A 15868-nucleotide genomic window follows, 5' to 3' on the forward strand; every position below is an offset into this window, starting at 1 on the left:
AATGAATGCTCCCGAGTTTCCTCCCAAAGTGAGCGCCGGCGCATTCGGCGAAGCGCTCTGGGATCCGTCCGCGGAGACGCCCGCCGGCCTTGTCGGTCCGGACGGCAAGACCGCACCCAGGCGTTTCAACGTCTATCGCAACAATGTCATTGCCAGTCTGTGCGAAGCTCTTGAACAGTCGTTTCCGGCAGTCGAGACCCTTCTTGGCGAAGACTATTTCAAGGCGCTCGCACGCGCCTTTGTGGCTGCGCACCCGCCAGGCTCTCCGGTGCTGATGTGGTACGGCGCGGAGTTCGGCGATTTCATCGAGAAGTTTCCGCCGCTGCAGGCCTATCCCTATCTTGCGGATGTGGCGCGGGTCGAATGGGCCTGGCTCGAGGCGTATCATGCTGCAGACGCCGTGCCGCTCGATCCGGCCGGGATCGGCGCTGTCGCGCCTGATGACGTCGGCAATCTCCGGTTTAAAAGTCACCCGGCTTCCCGAGTTTTTCGATCTGCCTGGCCGGTCTGGGATCTTGCGCGTGCAAACAGGTTCGATCCGCAGGCGGACATCGCAATAGATCTTGAGCAGCCGCAATCCGTCCTGATCACACGTCCGGAATTCGACGTTCAGCTGCTGCTGCTTCGCCCCGGCGGCGATGTATTCGTGACCTCTCTTTTCGATGGGGCAACGCTTGCGGAAGCCGCTGGAGCGGCGAGCGGGCAATTCGAAGAGTTTTCACTGTCCGACACTCTGTCGGATTGTCTTGCAAATGGTGTTTTCACAACTCTCGTAAAGGCTTAAACACAACAAGAGCCTGAGGTTGTCGCATGGAAAGGGAAGGGGGACTTTATGGGCGCTCTCATCGGATTTTTTGTCAGATTGTACACTGCCGTGTTCGGCGGAATTGAACGCATTACCAATGGCTGGCTGCTGGGACTGGCGGCGCGTCTGGCCTTTGCTTCGGTGCTTTTGCTGTTCTTCTGGAAATCCGCGATGACAAAGATCGGCGGTGACGACTGGAGCCTCACCAACCTGTTTGTCCCGACCGACGGTGCCTATATCCAGATCTTGCCGACCGTGTTCGAAGCTGCCGGGTACGACTCCAGCGGTATCGCCTTCTTTCCCTACGGACTGATTGTCCTCTTGGGCACCTGGGCGGAATTCATCCTGCCTGCGCTCGTCGTGGTCGGTCTCTTCACGAGAGCTGCCAGCCTCGGCATGATCGTCTTCATCATCGTCATGACCTACGTGGACATCAACGGGCACGGTGTCGATGCCGCCACGATCGGTGCGATGTTCGACGGCGATCCCTATTCGAAGATTGCCGATGACCGCCTGCTCTGGATCTTCCTGCTTCTGGTTCCGACGCTGAAGGGGCCCGGCGTGATCTCACTCGACTGGCTGTTCGGGCGCATGTATCGCAAGCGGGAAATGTACTACTGACAAAATCCTGTTGCCGGTTGAAGGGCGAGCTGCTTAAACCGGCACATGAATTTTGCAAGTGACAATTGGGCGGGTGCGGCTCCGGCGGTGATGTCGGCGCTCACCCGCCACAGTTCCGGGTTCGCACCCGGGTATGGTGCGGACCCGCTGACGGCAAGCGTCAGCCGGTCTTTCAACGACATTTTCGAGCGAGAGGTCGCGGTCTTCTTCGTGGCGACGGGGACGGCTGCAAACGCGCTGGCGCTCACCACGTTCGGAAAGCCGGGTGGTGCCGTCTTCTGTCATCGCTACAGTCATATCAATATCGACGAGTGCAACTGCCCGGAATTCATGACAAGCGGCAACAAGCTCGTCGGCATTCCCGGCGGCGGTTGCAAGATTTCGCCCGACGATCTGCGTGCGGCGATGTCCAGGTTCCCGGACGGGGTGGTGATGCATGGCCAGGCCGCGTCGGTTTCCATCAGCCAGGCGACCGAGAGCGGCACGGTTTACTCCGTAGGAGAGATCGAGGCGATTGCGGAAGCTGCCCGCTCCCGGTCGCTGCCATTGCACATGGACGGTGCACGGTTCACCAACGCCCTGGTCACGCTTGGATGCACGCCGGCGGAGATGACCTGGAAGGCCGGCGTCGACGTCCTGTCATTCGGCGGCACGAAGAACGGGTGCTGGTGCGCCGAGGCTGTTGTCTTCTTCGACCCGGAACAGGCGAAAGAGTTTGAATATTTCCGCAAGCGCGCCGGACATCTCTTTTCCAAGAGCCGGTTCGTGGCGGCCCAGTTTGATGGTTTTTTCGAAAATGACAGCTGGCTGGGGACGGCGCGGCACGCCAATGCCATGGCGCTGAGGCTGGCGGAGGGCATCAGGTCACTCGGCGCACGGACGGCGTGGGCTGTTGAAGCCAACGAGCTGTTTCCGATCGTCAGGCGGACCCAGTTCGAAACGCTCACAAAGGCCGGAGCAAATATCTACGAGTGGCCGGCCAATGACCTTTCGGACAACGTGGCCCCGGCAGAAGACGAGGTGTGTTTCAGGATGGTGACGAGCTTTGCCACAACAGATGAGCACGTGAAAACATTCCTGGAAACGCTCGCCGGGACGGTCTGAAGAGGCTGACGTAACAGCGGAAATGAAACGAGGGCGCCCGGTTTCCCAGGCGCCCAACATCATTGAGCCGCTCGAAGCGGACCCGAGGATTAGTGGGTCTTGGCTTCGATCTGCTTCGACGCGCCGGATGCGATCTCGATCTTGCGCGGTTTCATGGCTTCGGGGATCTCGCGCACGAGATCGACATGGAGCAGACCGTTTTCGAGGCTTGCGCCATCGACACGGACATGCTCGGCGATCTGGAAACGGCGCTCGAATGTGCGCGAGGCGATGCCGCGATACAGGATTTCCTTGTCGGAATCCTCGTCCGCTTTTTCACCCTTGATCGTCAGGACGTGTTCCTTGGCTTCGACGGAAAGTTCAGCGTCGGTAAAGCCGGCCACGGCCATCGTGATCCGGTAAGCGTTCTCACCGGTGCGTTCGATGTTGTAGGGCGGGTAGCTCGGGGTGTCGTTGCCGGCGGTATCCAGCATCGAGAAAAGCCGGTCAAAGCCGACTGTGGAGCGGTAAAGGGGGGAGAAGTCCAAGTGACGCATTAAAGTGTCCTCCTTTGAGCAACAGATACTTCACTGATTTTCATGTTTTCCTGTCCCCCATGATGGCGGGACGGGAGGTGATTGCAGACCCGTTTGGCGCCTGCACGGTTGAGGTGGGAATTGCCCGGTTCGATTTCAAGACCGTGGATGGGCAGCCAACATGCGACATGAACGCCCGATGAATGACGCCTTCCGGTTTGGTTCAAGCCGGATCGGGCATCTTCCGGTCAACGTCAGCAAATCGCTGGCGATCAGACCAGGAGAATTGAAATGTCATCCATTGCTTCAAAACTTTCCGCTCCGATCGCCGGAGCCATCTTGCTGGCAAGCATCGGCTTTGCACCTGCAGCAGCTGCGTCCCCCCTGTCGGCCGTCAAGCCGGTCCAGGCGTCGCAGGATGCACCCGTCATCCAGATCCACCACAAGAAAAAGGGGTATGGCAAGCGCAACGGAAGAGGCCACGGCTGGCAGGGCGGGTATGGCCGGGGGCACTATTCCCTCGGACCGCGCCAGATCCGCCGCAGCCTGCGTCATCGCGGATTTCACCGGATCCGGATCATCGACCGCCGCGGACCTATGTATATCGTCAAGGCGGTCGGCTGGCGCGGCATGCCGATGAGACTTGTGGTTGATTCGCGCAATGCGCATATCGTGCGCAGCCGCCCGGCCGGCCATGGCGTCCACTGGCAATACCGCTGGTAAGAATTGCCAAGCATAATTGCGACTTCAGGCCGGTGCGCTGCAGCGCCGGCCTGAAGTCTGTTGTCGGGCTGCCCGAAGGCGGGTATCAAAAAGAACCATGGACCTGATCGATCATCCCGACAATCCCGTGCCGGACGGGGCAAAAGCCGGATTTGTAACCACATCCGACGGATTGCGCATCCGCTTTGCCCACTGGGCCGGAACAGGCCAGCACAGGCGCGGAACAGTGACATTGCTGCAGGGACGTGCCGAGTTCATCGAGAAGTATTTCGAGGTGGTCGAAGATCTGCGCAGGCGCGGGTTCGACGTGGTTGCCTTCGACTGGCGCGGGCAGGGCGGTTCCCAGCGCGTGACGCGCAGTCTGCGGCGCGGCCACATTTCCAACTTCCGCAAGTTCCGCATTGACCTGCGCACCATCCTGAAGGAAATCTCGCTCGCTCACTATGCGGGTCCGCATTTTGCGCTTGCGCATTCCACCGGCGGCCTTGTCCTTTTGAGCGATACGGCACGCCTTCGAACGATGCTGGACCGCGCGGTCATCACAAGCCCTCTGCTTGGTCTGCCATCAGGCAGTCATGCTCTGGGGATCGGCGATGCGCGCCGCCGGTTCTTGAGAATGCTCACCTCTGGACTTCTGGGCAAACCGCCCCTGCGTGCGAGCGCGCCGAAAACATCGGCCATCGTGGAGAAGGTCGGGTATCCGCTTGCGCGCCTTATGTCGATCATCGGTCTGGGCCGGCTCTACGTGCCGGGGGGAAACAGCAAGCTGATGGTGCTGTTCGAAAACAACCGCCAGACATCGGACAAGACGCGTTTCGAGCGGTGCAAAAAGGTGCTGGACAAGGCGCCCGAACTTGGGATCGGGTCGGCGACGTTCGGATGGCTGAACGCCGCCGCGCGTACCATGATGCCGCTTCGCAAGCGCACCGCAGGCCCTGGTATCAAGCTGCCCTGCCTGATGCTCGGGGCCGGTGAAGACCGAATCGTCTCGACACCCGCGGTCGAGGATTTCGTCTCCCGCACGCGCTCGGCTGCCTATGTCGAAATCCCGGGCGCTGCTCATGAGATCATGATGGAGCGCGATGTCTACCGCGACCAGTTCTGGGCGGCATTCGATGCCTTCATCCCCGGTTTCGAAGCGGAGCAGGAATTGGCCGAAGCGCGGCTGAAATCAACTGCCACAGTCGTGCGTGATGCCGGCAAGCCGGGTCTTGCCGATGTCAGTCAGCTCTAGAAAGCTCTCCAAGGAGCCTCTCGTGGAGACGGGGGTCTCCGGTGGCGAGAATCTGGCCGCCTTCGGAGGGTGACCCGCCTGTCCAGGTCGTCACGACGCCGCCGGCACCCTCAATGATCGGGACAAGCGCCACGATGTCATAAGCCTGAAGGCCGGATTCGATCACGGCATCGCCCTGGCCGGCCGCAACCATGCAATAGGCATAGCAATCCGTTCCATATCTCGACAGGCGCGCCGACGCTTCCACTCTGTCGAAGGCCGAGCGTTCGGTTTCACCGAAGAGCGCCGGCGTTGTCGTGAAGATAGCCGCGTCTTCCAGACGGCTGCACTGCCTGGCGTTCAGCGTCTTTGTTCCCTGGGGACCGCGATACCAGGCTTTTTGGCGGTCTCCGGCGAAGCGCTCGCCGATGAACGGCTGAACCATCATGCCGAGACTTGGCGTGCCGGCGGTCCGAAGCCCGATCAGCGTGCCCCATGTCGGCAGGCCGGTGATAAAGGCGCGGGTGCCATCGATCGGGTCAAGCACCCAGACATGTTCCGCATCCAGTTTTTCCGGCCCGTGCTCCTCACCCAGGATACCGTGATCCGGATAGGAGGAATTGATAAGGGCGCGCATTGCGGTCTCGCCATTCCGGTCCGCGATGGTGACGGGATCAAAACCCGCGTCGAGTTTGTTGTCGACCGTAAAGCTTTGGCGGAAAAACGGCATGATCGCCGCAGCCGAGGCGTCTGCCAGGTCTTCCAGAAAAGGGGCAAACCGATTCATGCTTGGGGCGGGTTCGGTCATTCAAATGTCCTGATGCAACGTGTGCGCACACACCGAATATCACTCGATTTGCCGCTTGTATAATCTCTTGTGCTGAAAATTGAATCTCAAAAATAGGGTATTTTGCCTATAGTTTGTACAGGATACTACCTATTTTCGACTTGACCTTTGTGCACTGCAATGCGATTTTATTGCAGTGCGATATCTTTTATCGCATCGCCCTCCTTGGGCGTTTCCTCCCTAGACTCGGGCCGCCTCTTTTGAGTGCGGCCTCTTTTTTTGGGGGTTGGGAACAGCTATTCGGCTGCAATCGGGTCCGCAGGCAGTGCGGCATCCGGCATCGAAATCAGTTCCTGCGCGAATTGCTTCAGATTGTGAAAGAGGTCGTCGAAGCCGGAGGAGTGCTCATGTGTGGCCTCGTTCATGTATAGGCCACGGTTGATTTCAACCTGCAGCGCATGCAGCCCGCTGGCGGGACGGCCGTAGTGCTCCGTGATGAAACCGCCGGCATAGGGTTTGTTCCGGCTGACGCTGTAACCCATGTCGCGCAGGATTGAGCAGGCAAACTCCGTGAGTTCACTGTTGCAGCTTGTTCCGTAGCGGTCTCCGAGGATGAAATCGGGGCGCGCGTCGGTGGTCTGGCATTTGACGCTCGAGGGCATCGAGTGGCAGTCGATCAGTACCGCGTATCCGAATGTGACATGTGTCTGGGCGAGCAACCGGCGCAACGTTGAGTGATACGGTTTGTAGATCTCTTCAATTCGGCTCAGGGCCTCTTCGACCGGCAGCCTGTGCCGGTAGATTTCGTGGTTCTCGCTGACAATGCGGGCGACCGTTCCCAGCCCGCCGGCGACCCGGATTGAACGGACATTGGCATAGGATGGCAATCTGCCGTCGAACATCTTGGGATCAAGTTCATAGGGTTCCCGGTTCACATCCAGGTAGGCGCGCGGAAAATGCGCACGCAGCAGCGGTGCGCCGAGCGGGACGACATGCGCGAACAGATCATCCACGAAAGCGTCTTCCGAGCGCCGTATCGCGCTTTCATCCAATCTGGAGGACTCCAGAAATTGACGGGAATACTGCCTGCCGGAGTGCGGTGAGTTGAAAACGAACGGAATCCGCTGGTCAGCGGGACAAAGAACATCAAATGCTGGCAAGCCGTTGAAGTCGGCTGCGAATGGCGTATTGAACGAGGGCTTTGTGTCGTCCGTCAAATTGTCCGTCCTACCGTTTCTCTTTTGGGCGAGGCCTGTGCAGTCGCTGCCGGTCGCCGCTGTCTATGGTGCCAAGGAATCAACACACAGTCCACAGTCGGCTGATCAAAAGCTTTGAAGAACTATTTCTCCCTATCATTCTGTGGAATTCGGGCTATAACCGGCAAAAGGTGAGATCCCACTGCCGCCAAACCGAAAATAAAACGATGGTTGTTTACAATGTCGCGTATCCTGCTTGCTGAAGATGATAACGATATGCGCCGGTTTCTTGCGAAAGCGCTGGAAAACGCCGGGCATGATGTCGTTTCTTTCGATAACGGCAGGAGCGCATATGAACGATTGCGCGAAGAGCCGTTTTCCCTGCTGCTGACAGATATCGTCATGCCGGAGATGGACGGTATCGAACTGGCGCGTCGGGCGACCGAACTGGATCCCGACCTCAAAGTCATGTTTATCACGGGGTTCGCCGCGGTCGCGCTCAATCCCGAATCCGATGCGCCAAAGGATGCAAAAGTCCTTTCCAAGCCATTCCATCTAAAGGATCTTGTGCAGGAAGTGGAACGCATGCTGGCCGCCTGATGCATCGCGTTTCGGGCGGGCAATCGGGATAGGGAAAATTTGACGGTTCGATGAAGAACAGGGTTGCGCTGACTGCCGATCCCCGTTATATCGCACCCCACTAAGGCGCTTGGCGCCGGACTACCGAGACATTCGGGCGTGTAGCTCAGCGGGAGAGCACTTCGTTGACATCGAAGGGGTCACAGGTTCAATCCCTGTCACGCCCACCATTATTGCGCTGATTGAGGGTTTCAGGATGCGCGGGTTGATCTGGAGATCGGCGCAGTGTTTGCAGCTCGCTCGAAGGCAACCGAACAGAACGTGAGCGCCGCGGGCGCTCATTTGGTTTAAAGTAACGGGACCCCGAAAGGGGACAGTGACATGAAGATCAAGAACTCGCTCAAGGCGTTGATGACCCGCCATCGGGACAACCGCATGGTGCGCCGCAAAGGCCGCGTATACATCATCAACAAGAAAAATCCGCGCTTCAAGGCGCGTCAGGGCTAAGTCCCGTTTTTCGGGCGCGTCCCGGGAGTTTCGAAAACTCCTGATGTGCGAAGCGTTTATTCGCCTTGCGATAATCGCTTCCGGCATCGAGACAGCGGCGCGCACGAAGAAGTGTCAAATTCCCGGATTGACCGCCGCATTCAACGACCCATAATCGTTGGATGCGGATTTTTGTGTTTACATGCCTGTTTTCAATGATGCCCTTCCTCGCGGGAGCGCAGCCTGTTCCCGATCTCGGACCCGAGGTCGACCCGCCCTCTGCCGAAGACTTCAATCCACTTCCGGAAGATCTGCCTGAAAGCGGCGGTCAGGTTGTTGTCGAAGAAACGGATCCGGAAGAGGAGACATCCCGGCTGGACCAATTGTTCGATGACCTTGCCCGGTCCGATGAGTCGTCCGATACGGAGCGCGCCGCACGTGAGATCCAGATGATCTGGATGGAATCGGGCAGCGACACGGTCGATATCCTGATGTCGCGGGCGGGAAAGGCAATCCAGGCGGATGATCACGCGCTTGCGCTCGACCTTCTGGACGTTGTTGTTGTCCTGAAGCCGTCGTTTGCAGAAGGGTGGAACCGGCGGGCTACCGTGCATTACATGCGCGAAGACTTCGGAAAGTCGCTGGTCGACATCGAGCGGACACTTGCGCTTGAACCGCGCCACTGGGGCGCCCTGTCCGGGCTCGCGATCATTCAGCGCCGGCTGGGCTTCGACGACGACGCGCTCGTGACATTCAAGCGGGCGCTCGAGGTCAATCCCGGGCTTGAGAACGCTGTTGAAGCAATCGAGGACCTTGAAAAGAAAGCAGAGGGCGCTCCGGCATAGGCCTCATGTGCAGCAGCCCTTGATCGGACAGCGGCGCAAACTATGTTCCCGCCATGGTCTTGATCGCATTTCTATTCGTCGCTGCCCTGTTCCTGGGCGCCTTCCTCTACACGCTGTTGCAGGTCAGGGTTATCAAGCGCCGCTATCAGCCTGATGGCAGCTTCTTCGAAGCTGACAGCAACAAACTCCACTACCATTTTTACCGGCATCCGGGACAGGACGAAACGGCTCCTGTGCTGGTTTTCCTGCATGGCGCGAGCGGCAATGCCTATGACATGAAGCTGGCGTTCCTGGAGGCACTCAAAGGCCATCATTCGCTATTGTTCGTTGACAGGCCCGGCCTCGGTTTTTCCGTCAGTTCCAAGAGCGGTTCGGACCTGCCGGACGGACAAGCTTCCGCCCTTGGACGGCTGTTGGAGGCGCTGGAGATCAAAACGGCGATCGTCGTGGGGCATTCCCTCGGCAGCGCCGTGACGGCAGCGCTTGGTCTTGCCGCGCCCGAGAGGGTGAAGGGCCTGGCGTTTCTCGCACCCGTCAGCCATGAATGGCCCGGCGGTGTGAACTGGTACTACAACCTGGCCGCCTTGCCCGTGATCGGTGCACTATTCAGCTGGACCCTGACGCTTCCCGTTGGCGGTCTGCTCGTGCCGAGCGCCATGACGAACGTGTTTCTTCCCGACCGCGCACCGCAGGATTACTTCGCCGGGATCAGGCTGCCGCTCTTGTTCAGGCCGGCATCCTTCCGCGCCAATTCGCGCCAGATCGCTTTGCTCAAGCCGGCACTCATCCGTCAGTCCCGGTCTTATTCCAAGCTGCAGCAGCCCACGCTTGTCGTCAGCGGAACTGAGGATACGGTGGTTTGGCCTTCGATCCATTGCGAAGGCCTCTTGCGGGATTTGCCGAACGCGCAGCTGCTGATGCTGGACCAGGCCGGTCACATGCCCCACCACACACATACCGATGACATTGCCAAAGCCCTTTTGAAACTCGTTCGCAGGGTCGAAGGCAAAGGAGAGGCGGCGGTGCCGGGGAATGCCAGAGGCGATATCGGCAGCCACGTCTGAACGGGCAGCAAGAAGCCGCCCGGTATCCGTTTCAAACAATTAATGTGTCAAATTCCGCCCTGGCCGTCGTTGCCGACAAAGGCGATCCGCAGCATGTTGGTGGAACCGGGCGTGCCGAACGGGACACCTGCGGTCACGATCAGGCGCTGGCCCGGTTTGGCGAATCCTTCGGAATAGGAGATGCGGCAGGCACGGTCGATCATGTCCTCTTCGTTGGAGGCGTCTTCGCTGACAACGCAATGAAGGCCCCAGCCGAGAGACAGGCGGCGAGCCGTCGCCAGGACGGGGGACAGAACGATTACAGGCGAGGATGGGCGCTCGCGTGACGCCCGCAGCCCGGTGGCGCCGGATGTCGTGTAGCAGACGACCGCCGCGAGATTGAGCGTTTCCGCGATCTGCCTGGCCGCTGCGGAAATCGCATCCGCTCCTGTTGCTTCAGGTTCCGCCCGCTGAGCATCGATGATCGTGCGGTAATTGTTGTCCTGTTCGACCTGATGCGCGATCTTGTCCATGGTCGAGACAGCCTCGACCGGGAAGTCCCCGGCGGCCGATTCTGCCGACAGCATCACGGCATCCGCGCCTTCAAAGACCGCGGTCGCAACATCCGAGACTTCGGCTCGGGTGGGAACCGGTGACGAAATCATGGATTCAAGCATCTGCGTTGCGATCACGACCGGCTTGCCGGCGCGTCTGCAGGCGCGCGTGATCCGTTTCTGCAGACCTGGAACCTGTTCCAGCGGCATTTCGACCCCAAGGTCACCGCGTGCAACCATAATCGCGTCCGACAGTTCGATGATCTCGTCCAGGCGGCCGATGGCCTGCGGTTTCTCGATCTTGGCCAGAACGCCGGCGCGTCCGCGCGTTATCTTGCGGACTTCGGCGAGATCGTCAGGCCGCTGCACGAACGAAAGCGCGACCCAATCGACCTTCTGGTCGAGCGCCGCGATCAGGTCCTTGTGATCCTTTTCCGTCATCGCGCTTGTCGCGATTTCGGAGTCCGGGACGCTCACGCCCTTGCGGTCGGACAGCTTTCCGCCAACGACCACTTCGGTCACAGCTTTCGTCGCGCTGGCCTCTTTCACGTTCAGCTGGATCTTTCCGTCGTCCAGCAGCAGCCGGTGACCGGGTTCCAGTGCTTCCAGGATTTCCGGATGCGGAAGATGCACGCGGTTGATGTCCCCGCCCGATGAGTCAGCATCAAGCGTGAAGGCTGCCCCGTTTTCCAACATCACGGGGCCGTCGGAAAACGTGCCGACACGCAGTTTCGGACCTTGCAGATCGGCCAGAATGCCGATCGGTCTCCCAATCTTTTCCTCAGCAGAACGGATTCGCTCAACGAGCAGTGCCAAACGATCATGGTTTGTATGGCTCATGTTGATACGGAACACGTCCGCTCCAGAGCGATACAGGTTTTCTATGATGTCTTGTTCTGAGGAAGAGGGGCCGAGAGTTGCTAGTATTTTCACTCGCCGGTTTCGCCTCATCGCCCACCTGTTCCTTGTTGCACGGGTTCGGTCAGTTGGACCGTCCAACTGCTTTGCTCACCCGTGTCGATTTCAAAAAAGCCTGTCCGCTCAAAGCCACGAGCCACACAGTCTTCAATTCCGCGAATGGTGAATTCCTTTTCGCGGGTGCACATGAATGCACGGCCGCCCCATTCGCCGAACTGGTCGTAATCAACTGCGTAGATGTAATAGTATCGTGACACCAGGGAGCCCGGTACCAGCGTCTCGCAAGAATTCGAGGCGAGGTTCCACCAACCTTCGGTGACCCAGTCGCTCTTGTCCTTGTAGCCGATCGCCACGCCAACCTGACTGTCCGTCTTGTTGCAGAGCCGCAAATCGGCATGTGCGTCGTCACTGGATATTGAGAAAAACAGCAATGTAAAGACAGCGACCATGACTGCCCTCAAAGGCGCGTTGACGCGCGCCCGAGACCATCCTTGGTATCGTTCCCCAACCTCATACATATGCAGTCGTTCACTTTGCTGCTTTACTGACATTCGCTTTTTGCGTCGACAACAGGGTCTTGTCAACGTCGTTAACAGGTTAATGTGCAGGCACCCACCCAACCGTGTTTACAGAAACCGTTCAACAAAATCTGCCCGCGGGAACGATAAGGACACCTATGTGGCCAGAAATGGGGCGGGAACATGGCGGTTTCCCCGCTGATAGATGTTAGCCGTCAATAAAGCGTATACAAATGCGCTTCGGCGCTGCGAAAGCGCCGTGAATTCACAGAGTTTTCCAAAGTTTGCATGAAATCGGGCACAGGTGGCAAAGGGACGGAAGGATCTTCTGGCTTTTGCGGATTCTGACTTGGTTCTTCCCCCGGTTTGACGTAAAGCTGTCGTCGACCGCATTCTGCGCTCACCAATTTTCCACGTAGCGAGACATGACACAGACAGCAGCGATAGCGAGTGAGATTTTTCGGCCGACGGAATATGTGACTGGCGACCTGAAGTCCGGACTCCTGCTTCTGTGCGACCACGCCCGCAACGCCGTGCCGCCAGGCTACGGAAATCTCGGCGTGGCGCCGGAGCAGTTCGAGCGCCACATCGGCTACGATATCGGCGCGCGTGCGGTCACGCTCGAACTTGCAAAGCAGCTGAGCGCACCGGCCTGCCTTTCGACCTTCTCCCGGTTGCTGATCGATCCGAACAGGGGCGAGGACGACCCGACGCTGATCATGCGCCTGTCCGATGGCGCCGTCGTGCCCGGCAATGCCCGTGTGGACCAAGCCGAGCGTGCGTTCCGCATCGAACAGTTCCACAAGCCGTATCACGATCTGATCGACCAGACCCTGGATGCGATGATCGACGTCGCAGCGCCCCCCGTCATCGTATCCATCCACAGCTTTACGCCGATCTGGCGGGGCGCACCCAGGCCCTGGCACGCAACCGTCCTTTGGGACCTGGACGCGCGCGCCGTCGAACCCATGTTGACCGGTTTGAGAGCGCAGGACGATCTTGTCATCGGCGACAACGAGCCCTATGACGGCGCTCTCAAGAACGACACGATGTACCGGCATGGTACGTGTCGCGGATTGGCTCATGTTCTGCTGGAACTGAGGCAGGACCTGATTGAGGATCACGCCGGCCAGATGGAATGGGCCGGACGGCTGGCGCCGATCCTGCGCGACATTGCGAACCGGAGTGCATGCAGGGAAATCAGGCACTTCAGTTCCCGAAGCGACGCGCACTGACTGTCAGAGACTCACAGCGAAGGAACCCGTTGCGATGGACGATCAAACGAAACAGGAATTGGAGGCCGCGGTTTTCCAGCGTCTTGTGGACCACCTGCGGAACCGGACCGATGTCCAGAACATCGACATGATGAACCTTGCCGGCTTCTGCCGCAATTGCCTGTCGAACTGGTACCAGGACGCGGCGCAGGAAAAAGGCATTTCGCTGGAGAAGGCGGACGCCCGTGAAATTGTCTACGGCATGCCGTATGGCGAGTGGAAAGACAAGTACCAGACCGAGGCGACGGCAGACCAGCAAGCGGCATTCGACAAGAACAAGCCGCAGCACTGAATGGTCATGCTTTGAGTGTCTGACTGCAGCGGTGCGTTGCGACCGCATTTATCAAGTTATCCGGGTGGGCAGTTTCGCCCGGAACGGGCTCGTTGAGCCATCAAGAAGAATGAAAAAGGAGACCAGAATACATGTCCGATCCGGGTGGTGTTGCAGCTGATCAGCTGCGGGCATTTGTTGAGCGCATCGAGCGTTTGGAAGAAGAAAAGAAGGTCATCGCCGACGACATCAAGGATGTTTACGCGGAAGCGAAGGGCAACGGCTACGACGTGAAGATCCTGCGCAAAGTGGTGTCGCTGCGCAAGAAGCAACCGCATGAGCGCGAAGAGGAAGAGGCCGTTCTCGATCTCTACATGCACGCTCTCGGCATGGCCGGTACAGCGGAACCGGAGAGCTGAGCCTTACCGGCCAAAACGGCACTCCGAAAAACAAAAGAGCGGTCTCGAACCGCTCTTTTTTTATTGAAACAGCGATTTTGGAGCCGGCTATCGCGCGTAGCGCACCGGCAGGACCACGATTGCCGGACCGTCGAACCTGTCGGTACGAAGCGCCCCGTAGGGTGCCTGTTCGAAGCTTGCCGAAACAAAGCGGTTGCCCGGCGTCATCACGTTCTTCAGCTGGCGCTGGTTCGGATGGCTGAGCAGCGCGAATTTCTGGTGCCTCGTGGTTCCTGCTCCCGACAAGAGGGCCGGTTCGGATTTGTCCGGCAAGCTTGCAAAACCGGCCATCGGATCGACGATCTGGCTTCGGGGGATGCGGCCCGAAAGTGACGGCTGGGCCCGGGCCGGGCGATCGCCCGCCGTTGCCGCTTCAGGCTGAGTGGCGTCAGCCTGCCGCTGCAATCCCGGATTTGCGCGAAGCGACCTGTTCAGGACAGGCGGCGTGGCGGTTGCAGATGCATAGGCAAGCGTTGCCTCCGGGCGTGGCGCGGGCGCCGGGAATGGTGCCGCGGTTCCGGTGGCGGCAGCGATTGCGGCAACGGGATCGTCTGTCTGTGGCGCTGCGGTCGGCGCCGCTCCCTCGTCTATGCCAAGTTGTGCCGCGGCTATCTTCGCTGCTTCGCTCAGACCCCTGTCAGGTTTCTGGCCGGGCAGGGCAGCGACCTGGAACCTGGAATCGATCGCCTCGTTGGCGGCAACTGTCTGCCCGCTCTCAAGCGCAAATCGTTGCGCGTCCAGCGTGTTCGGTGCAGGGGGTGTGCCGATTGATTGCGGCGGGACCGGGCCTGCGGGCGCCGGCTTGGCTCCGGGCGACGCGCTGGCAAGAACAACTTCCGGAGCCGCGTCCGCTGGAGGTGTTGCCCGGAACTTGGGTGCCGGGACCGGCGGATTCTTGATAACCGGCGAAACACGCGCGGTGGTGGTCCGGTTGCTGGTCGTACCGCCCCGGTTCGCCTCATCCTCGTTTCTGGAACCGCCCCTGAAGAGGCCCGCAAAGAGGCTGCCGCCGCTGCTTTCCGCATTTGCCGGCTTTTCGTTGCTGCCTGAAGCAGCCGTCTGTATCGGTTTGCCGGGAGCTGTCAGGTTCTGATCGCGCGTATTGAGGCCGCGATTGTTCGCATTTTCGTTTCGGCTGGAAGCGACGATGGTCGGCTTGGTGATTGACCGGCGTTTTCCAGACTTGGATTCCGCGAGCGCCAGCTTGTAGCCCTTCATGGGTTTGCCGTCCGAGGGAATATGAAGCGTCTTGCCATTCGGGAAGACTTTCGCCAGTTGCGACCTGCTCATCTTCGGCCAGTGGCGGACGCGGCCGGTATCCATATGCACGAAGGGAGAGCCGGAGCGCGGATAGTAACCGACACCGCCGACCTCCTTGCGCAGTCCGGCTGCGCGCAGCTTTGCAAGGTTTACGCCCGGGATATAGAAATCCATGGCCTTGCCGAGCGTGTGCTGGCTGTTTTTCGCGACACCCCTTGAGCGCTTGCGCAACATGTTGTTGGTCGCTGGCGAACGATAGCTGGAGACGACGTAGATGTGATCCCTGGCGCGGACTTCGCGGTACACTTCCCAGATCAGGTCGAGAAGCTCCGGGTCGATCTTAGTGATCTCGTTGCGGCGCCAGTCGCGCAGAAAGCGGTTGATCTCGCGCAAGCCGCCCGGAATGTAGCGACCGTTCTTCTTGAACGTGATCGAGACACGCTCCTTGGTATGGGTGTTGTAAAGCTTCAGCGTACGGGTCTGCGCGTGTGCAATTGTCGTGATGCAGGCAAGCGTGATCACGCATGCAACTGCAACCCCCGCTGCTCGCATCAGCCAATCGACGGCGCCGAAATCAAAAAATCGGTTACGCAATCTCTATCTCGCCGTTTTTTGAGGGCTCGCGCCCATCCCTTGCTCCCCAGCAGGAGCCAAATACTATCCGCTGCAAGTTAAGAAGTTTTTACCCTAAATTCGCT

The 15868-nt window shown here is 59.3% G+C and carries 18 protein-coding genes and 1 tRNA gene; 13 read left to right on the plus strand and 6 right to left on the minus strand.

Annotation, left to right across the window (positions count from 1 at the left end; all coding sequences use genetic code 11):
• Position 1 precedes the first annotated feature (1 nt).
• The 3 genes from RDA78_RS11215 to RDA78_RS11225 are packed head-to-tail and all read left to right on the plus strand — an operon-like array spanning position 2 to position 2530.
• Complete coding sequence (locus RDA78_RS11215) at positions 2 to 784, plus strand: HvfC/BufC N-terminal domain-containing protein (RefSeq protein WP_434055396.1); 783 nt, start codon at positions 2 to 4, stop codon at positions 782 to 784.
• A 48-nt stretch (positions 785 to 832) separates the two neighbouring features.
• Positions 833 to 1426 carry a DoxX family protein gene (locus tag RDA78_RS11220; RefSeq protein WP_434055397.1) on the plus strand — a complete coding sequence of 198 codons (594 nt, stop codon included), beginning with the start codon at positions 833 to 835 and terminating at the stop codon, positions 1424 to 1426.
• Between the two features lie 45 nt (positions 1427 to 1471).
• Positions 1472 to 2530 carry a threonine aldolase family protein gene (locus tag RDA78_RS11225; RefSeq protein ID WP_434055398.1) on the plus strand — a complete coding sequence of 353 codons (1059 nt, stop codon included), beginning with the start codon at positions 1472 to 1474 and terminating at the stop codon, positions 2528 to 2530.
• A gap of 89 nt (positions 2531 to 2619) precedes the next feature.
• Here the strand turns inward: RDA78_RS11225 and RDA78_RS11230 are convergent, their stop codons facing one another.
• A complete protein-coding gene (locus tag RDA78_RS11230; protein ID WP_434055399.1) occupies positions 2620 to 3066 on the minus strand; it encodes an Hsp20 family protein in 447 nt (148 codons plus the stop codon).
• Between the two features lie 270 nt (positions 3067 to 3336).
• Between RDA78_RS11230 and RDA78_RS11235 the strand changes: the two genes are divergently transcribed.
• Complete coding sequence (locus RDA78_RS11235; RefSeq protein WP_434055400.1) at positions 3337 to 3768, plus strand: hypothetical protein; 432 nt, start codon at positions 3337 to 3339, stop codon at positions 3766 to 3768.
• 97 nt (positions 3769 to 3865) lie between these two features.
• Positions 3866 to 5002 (plus strand): alpha/beta fold hydrolase, encoded by a 1137-nt coding sequence (locus RDA78_RS11240; RefSeq protein ID WP_434055401.1) that lies wholly within the window; start codon positions 3866 to 3868, stop codon positions 5000 to 5002.
• Here RDA78_RS11240 and hisN read toward each other — a convergent pair.
• Both hisN and RDA78_RS11250 read right to left on the minus strand, forming a co-directional pair.
• On the minus strand, positions 4989 to 5789 hold the full coding sequence (gene hisN, locus RDA78_RS11245) for a histidinol-phosphatase (protein WP_434055402.1): 801 nt from the start codon (positions 5787 to 5789) through the stop codon (positions 4989 to 4991). The two genes, RDA78_RS11240 and hisN, sit on opposite strands and share 14 nt — an antisense overlap.
• A gap of 275 nt (positions 5790 to 6064) precedes the next feature.
• Positions 6065 to 6928 (minus strand): N-formylglutamate amidohydrolase, encoded by an 864-nt coding sequence (locus tag RDA78_RS11250; protein ID WP_434056135.1) that lies wholly within the window; start codon positions 6926 to 6928, stop codon positions 6065 to 6067.
• Between the two features lie 276 nt (positions 6929 to 7204).
• Between RDA78_RS11250 and cpdR the strand changes: the two genes are divergently transcribed.
• The 5 genes from cpdR to RDA78_RS11275 all read left to right on the plus strand — a co-directional run bounded on the left by cpdR (position 7205) and on the right by RDA78_RS11275 (position 9938).
• The gene (gene cpdR, locus RDA78_RS11255; protein WP_029060655.1) at positions 7205 to 7564 is read left to right on the plus strand and encodes a cell cycle two-component system response regulator CpdR; all 360 of its coding nucleotides are present in this window, start codon (positions 7205 to 7207) and stop codon (positions 7562 to 7564) included.
• Positions 7565 to 7698: 134 nt separating this feature from the next.
• Positions 7699 to 7773: transfer RNA gene (locus RDA78_RS11260), tRNA-Val, on the plus strand.
• 151 nt (positions 7774 to 7924) lie between these two features.
• Complete coding sequence (gene ykgO / locus RDA78_RS11265) at positions 7925 to 8050, plus strand: type B 50S ribosomal protein L36 (protein WP_006932207.1); 126 nt, start codon at positions 7925 to 7927, stop codon at positions 8048 to 8050.
• A gap of 194 nt (positions 8051 to 8244) precedes the next feature.
• Positions 8245 to 8874: a tetratricopeptide repeat protein gene (locus RDA78_RS11270; RefSeq protein WP_434055403.1), complete on the plus strand. Its 630-nt coding sequence runs from the start codon at positions 8245 to 8247 to the stop codon at positions 8872 to 8874.
• Positions 8875 to 8927: 53 nt separating this feature from the next.
• A complete protein-coding gene (locus RDA78_RS11275) occupies positions 8928 to 9938 on the plus strand; it encodes an alpha/beta fold hydrolase (protein WP_434055404.1) in 1011 nt (336 codons plus the stop codon).
• A 47-nt stretch (positions 9939 to 9985) separates the two neighbouring features.
• Here the strand turns inward: RDA78_RS11275 and pyk are convergent, their stop codons facing one another.
• Entirely contained in the window at positions 9986 to 11422 is a 1437-nt protein-coding gene (pyk, locus tag RDA78_RS11280) for a pyruvate kinase (RefSeq protein WP_434055405.1), read from the minus strand.
• The gene (locus RDA78_RS11285; RefSeq protein WP_434056136.1) at positions 11419 to 11838 is read right to left on the minus strand and encodes a DUF1036 domain-containing protein; all 420 of its coding nucleotides are present in this window, start codon (positions 11836 to 11838) and stop codon (positions 11419 to 11421) included. Before RDA78_RS11285 ends, pyk begins: the two co-directional genes overlap by 4 nt.
• A gap of 494 nt (positions 11839 to 12332) precedes the next feature.
• Between RDA78_RS11285 and RDA78_RS11290 the strand changes: the two genes are divergently transcribed.
• The 3 genes from RDA78_RS11290 (at position 12333) to RDA78_RS11300 (ending at position 13871) form a co-directional block, all read left to right on the plus strand.
• Positions 12333 to 13142, plus strand: coding sequence for an N-formylglutamate amidohydrolase (locus tag RDA78_RS11290; protein WP_434055406.1), 810 nt, complete (start codon positions 12333 to 12335; stop codon positions 13140 to 13142).
• A 34-nt stretch (positions 13143 to 13176) separates the two neighbouring features.
• Complete coding sequence (locus RDA78_RS11295) at positions 13177 to 13473, plus strand: DUF1244 domain-containing protein (RefSeq protein ID WP_434055407.1); 297 nt, start codon at positions 13177 to 13179, stop codon at positions 13471 to 13473.
• A gap of 131 nt (positions 13474 to 13604) precedes the next feature.
• Positions 13605 to 13871: a DUF2312 domain-containing protein gene (locus tag RDA78_RS11300; RefSeq protein ID WP_434055408.1), complete on the plus strand. Its 267-nt coding sequence runs from the start codon at positions 13605 to 13607 to the stop codon at positions 13869 to 13871.
• Between the two features lie 87 nt (positions 13872 to 13958).
• On the opposite strand, the gene RDA78_RS11305 is transcribed toward RDA78_RS11300, so the two are convergent.
• Complete coding sequence (locus RDA78_RS11305; RefSeq protein ID WP_434056137.1) at positions 13959 to 15722, minus strand: DUF882 domain-containing protein; 1764 nt, start codon at positions 15720 to 15722, stop codon at positions 13959 to 13961.
• Positions 15723 to 15868: the final 146 nt, after the last annotated feature.

The sequence above is a fragment of the Roseibium sp. genome, assembly GCF_051016195.1.
Classification (GTDB): domain Bacteria; phylum Pseudomonadota; class Alphaproteobacteria; order Rhizobiales; family Stappiaceae; genus Roseibium.

Excerpts from the sequence above, each read along its gene's own strand:
- RDA78_RS11215 (WP_434055396.1), top strand. The coding sequence starts at position 2 with ATGAATGCTCCCGAGTTTCCTCCCAAAGTGAGCGCCGGCGCATTCGGC.
- hisN (WP_434055402.1), bottom strand. The coding sequence starts at position 5,789 with ATGACCGAACCCGCCCCAAGCATGAATCGGTTTGCCCCTTTTCTGGAA.
- RDA78_RS11295 (WP_434055407.1), top strand. The coding sequence starts at position 13,177 with ATGGACGATCAAACGAAACAGGAATTGGAGGCCGCGGTTTTCCAGCGT.
- RDA78_RS11230 (WP_434055399.1), bottom strand. The coding sequence starts at position 3,066 with ATGCGTCACTTGGACTTCTCCCCCCTTTACCGCTCCACAGTCGGCTTT.
- RDA78_RS11300 (WP_434055408.1), top strand. The coding sequence starts at position 13,605 with ATGTCCGATCCGGGTGGTGTTGCAGCTGATCAGCTGCGGGCATTTGTT.
- RDA78_RS11235 (WP_434055400.1), top strand. The coding sequence starts at position 3,337 with ATGTCATCCATTGCTTCAAAACTTTCCGCTCCGATCGCCGGAGCCATC.
- RDA78_RS11290 (WP_434055406.1), top strand. The coding sequence starts at position 12,333 with ATGACACAGACAGCAGCGATAGCGAGTGAGATTTTTCGGCCGACGGAA.
- RDA78_RS11240 (WP_434055401.1), top strand. The coding sequence starts at position 3,866 with ATGGACCTGATCGATCATCCCGACAATCCCGTGCCGGACGGGGCAAAA.
- ykgO (WP_006932207.1), top strand. The coding sequence starts at position 7,925 with ATGAAGATCAAGAACTCGCTCAAGGCGTTGATGACCCGCCATCGGGAC.
- RDA78_RS11275 (WP_434055404.1), top strand. The coding sequence starts at position 8,928 with ATGGTCTTGATCGCATTTCTATTCGTCGCTGCCCTGTTCCTGGGCGCC.
- RDA78_RS11285 (WP_434056136.1), bottom strand. The coding sequence starts at position 11,838 with ATGGTCGCTGTCTTTACATTGCTGTTTTTCTCAATATCCAGTGACGAC.
- pyk (WP_434055405.1), bottom strand. The coding sequence starts at position 11,422 with ATGAGGCGAAACCGGCGAGTGAAAATACTAGCAACTCTCGGCCCCTCT.
- cpdR (WP_029060655.1), top strand. The coding sequence starts at position 7,205 with ATGTCGCGTATCCTGCTTGCTGAAGATGATAACGATATGCGCCGGTTT.
- RDA78_RS11305 (WP_434056137.1), bottom strand. The coding sequence starts at position 15,722 with ATGCGAGCAGCGGGGGTTGCAGTTGCATGCGTGATCACGCTTGCCTGC.
- RDA78_RS11220 (WP_434055397.1), top strand. The coding sequence starts at position 833 with ATGGGCGCTCTCATCGGATTTTTTGTCAGATTGTACACTGCCGTGTTC.
- RDA78_RS11225 (WP_434055398.1), top strand. The coding sequence starts at position 1,472 with ATGAATTTTGCAAGTGACAATTGGGCGGGTGCGGCTCCGGCGGTGATG.
- RDA78_RS11270 (WP_434055403.1), top strand. The coding sequence starts at position 8,245 with ATGATGCCCTTCCTCGCGGGAGCGCAGCCTGTTCCCGATCTCGGACCC.